At 40.0% G+C, this 3,277-nt stretch carries 3 protein-coding genes; all 3 read left to right on the plus strand.

The genetic code is table 11. The annotated features are described in order from the left end of the window. The coding region (locus AC11ZT_RS10135; RefSeq protein ID WP_484059477.1) for an O-antigen ligase family protein at positions 1-1,311 on the plus strand (1,311 nt) is incomplete at its 5' end. 80 nt (positions 1,312-1,391) lie between these two features. Continuing rightward, positions 1,392-2,486: a glycosyltransferase gene (locus AC11ZT_RS10140; protein ID WP_484059478.1), complete on the plus strand. Its 1,095-nt coding sequence runs from the start codon at positions 1,392-1,394 to the stop codon at positions 2,484-2,486. A 30-nt stretch (positions 2,487-2,516) separates the two neighbouring features. Then, a complete protein-coding gene (locus tag AC11ZT_RS10145) occupies positions 2,517-3,263 on the plus strand; it encodes a WecB/TagA/CpsF family glycosyltransferase (protein ID WP_484059479.1) in 747 nt (248 codons plus the stop codon). Positions 3,264-3,277 lie beyond the last annotated feature (14 nt).

The raw sequence follows: 3,277 nt of genomic DNA on the forward strand, positions 1-3,277 counted from the left end.
GAAATCTTTTTACTCATATTCATTATTCTCCAACCGATTCTAGATTTAATAACATCATTTGGTATCATTGTTTTGAAAACAAATGCAACGGTTGGCATATTTGCACGTTTCATTGTAATGATTTTAGGAATTCTGTATATTGTTTTGCAAGCTCGGAAAAAGCAAGGACGTAACTATTTAAATTACCTTGCGATGTTAGCAGCTGTGCTTTTGATTGGTCTCTTCATTAATAAAATGGTGAAAACACCTATACTGTTTGGAGAAGAGATTAAGTATGTTGCAAAAACACTGTATACCTTTGTGATGCTAGGATGTTATATACTCCTATTTCAATCTTGGTTACGTAAAGGAAAACAAATTAACAAGGCAATTACGTACGTTGTGTATGCCACGGTACTTATAAATGTTGTTATGGTGCTCTCGATTGTAACGGCAACGGATTTCAATAGCTATGAATATTTTAAAACAGGTTCACGTGGATGGTTTTATGCAGGCAATGAATTAGGTGCTGTTCTAGCCATTAGTTTTCCAGCTGTTCTCCTTTTTTCAGTAGAAAAAACGAAGCGTGCGAAGGATATAGTGTTCTGGATTCCTGCTCTTCTTTCAATCTTTTCCCTATTTGCAGTCGGAACAAAGGTTGGATTTGGTGCCATCTTACTTGGTCTTGGAACTGTCGTAGTGCTCTGCATCATACAAAGCATCTTTCGTAAAGAAAGCAGAAGAGTGCTGCTATTGAATGGAGGAGTTGCAGCTCTTTTATTAGCAGCAGTAGCTTTGTACACACCCTATTCTCCGATTGTAAATAATACGAAAATACACATGAAACTGATTGAAGAGCAAAACAAGAAACAGGCGGCCGAGCAAAATCTATCTCCTGATGATTTGCCGAAGGATCAGGTTGGTGATCTTGTTTTCAGTGGGCGTGAGATATTTTTAAATATGGAAAAAAATCAATTTAAAGAGGCCCCATCAGCCCAAAAACTCTTTGGTATGGGGTATGGGGGGAACTTTAAATCGGAACCTAAGTTGATTGAACGTGATTTTCACGATTTATTTTATTCTTTTGGTTATATCGGATTCTTCTTCCTCCTTTTACCTTTTGTATATTATGGTGTGAAAATAGCGAGAACATTTGTTGTGAAATGGAGAAAGATTGCTACTGTGTCTTATGCATTATTAGTAGTGGGCATAGCGCTTGGTCTAGGCATTGCGTATACCGCGGGGCATGTCCTAACGGCTCCCGGCGTCAGTATCTATTTTGTAATTATGTGGGCATATTTATTTGTAAAGGCAGATAGCGAACAAGGATGAGCCATCTTTATGAACGGGATTTCTGAATTTGAAAAGCTAGCCTTGTTGGTAGCTTTTCTTTTTGCTAAGGAGAGTTGCATATGAAGGTATTACACGTAAATGCGGGAGCAGAAACTGGCGGTGGAAAAACACATATTCTTTCGCTTTTGTCGCAGCTACCCATGAATGAAGTAGAGCTGGCTGTATTTGAAGAGGGAGAAATTTCGAAAGAAGCGAGAGAGCTTGGCATTACCGTTCATGTTTTTAAGCAAGCATCACGCTATGATTTATCAGTTCTTAGAAGACTTACCGTTTTCATCAACGAAAATCAATTTGATATTGTTCATACGCACGGCGCACGTGCGAACTTTTTTGTAGCTTTATTGAAATCTCGCATTCATGCAAAATGGGTTACAACCATACATAGTGATCCGCTACTGGATTTCATGAAACGTGGCTTTAAGGGTTGGCTGTTTACGAAGCTGAATCTTCGCGCTCTTAAAAAAGTGGATTTATTCTTTGCGATTACGGAACGATTTAAGAAAAATCTCGTTTCGCTAGGTCTTCCTGCTGGAAAAATAAAGGTAATTTACAATGGTATATATTATACGCAGGAACCAGCTACCCCGTATGACAAGCAGGAGGATTTACACATTCCAGCTGATAGCTTTACGGTCATACAAGTTGCTAGGTTACATCCGGTGAAAGGGCATGAAATTTTACTAGATGCCTTGCAAAAGGTGAATATTCCGAACTTGAAGGTTCTGCTCGTTGGGAACGGGCCGAGCGAGCAACAGCTAAAAGAGATCGTGAAGGAACGTGAATTAACAGATACTGTTTTGTTTTTAGGTTTTCGCCGAGATACCGATCGTTTGTATGCTACAGCAAATATTAGCTTACTTACATCTTATAGTGAAAGCTTTCCTCTTGTATTGTTAGAGTCTGCCAATCAGCGTGTACCTTTTATTGCAACGGATGTAGGAGATATGCATAAGTTGCTTCCTAATGCATCCTATGGCTGGGTGATTAAGGTCGGTGATAGCGATGCTTTAGCGGCTGCGTTGGAAGAAGCTTATCTGACAAGACATGAACTAGCTGTAATGGGAGAGCACATGTATCAATACGCATCAACACGTTTTTCTCTCGAAAAGCTCTGCCGCGATACGTATGAAAGTTATGAAAGCCTACTACGTTAAATTTTTTTGAATAGAAAGGACAGCATTTCTATGATGAGACAAACAGTGGATATACTTGGAATTCCTTTTTCTTCTATGAAAATGCAGGAAACAGTTGACTATATTTCAAAGCAACTCTATGAACGTGAGACGGCTTTTCATATTGTAACTGCCAATCCTGAAATTGTAATGTGTGCGAAGAAAGATCCGCAATTTAAGGAATCCGTACTACAGGCAGATTTAATTACGCCAGATGGCATCGGTGTCGTAAAGGTAAGCGGCTGGTTTGGAGAACCGATTCCAGAACGGGTCGGCGGCTTTGATATGATGAATCAGTGGTTAGGACAATTTACAAAAGAAAATGCGGTGAAACTGTATCTTCTTGGGGCAAAGCAGCATGTGGTCGAGAAGGCAGCTGCTGTTTTGTCAGAAATGTACCCAGGGGTAATTATCTCTGGTTATCATAATGGCTATTTTCGAGATGACGAAGAGAACGAAATTATCCAGAAGGTGCAGGAGGCAAAGCCGGATATTTTGCTTGTTGCGCTTGGATTCCCGCGGCAGGAAATGTTCATTATGCGAAATAAACACCGCATGGGAGTCAAAATTGCAGTAGGTGTAGGAGGCAGTTTTGATGTATGGGCGGGGGAAGTAAAGCGGGCCCCGAAATGGATGCAAGCCATTAATTTAGAATGGTTTTACAGACTTATATCCAATCCGACTCGTTGGAGAAGACAAATCGTGTTGATTGAATTTTTGCAAGAGGCGATGCGTGAACGAAAAAAAAGAAAATCGTAAGGGAAAAGCAGCTT

The sequence above is a fragment of the Ectobacillus sp. genome (assembly GCF_056992975.1).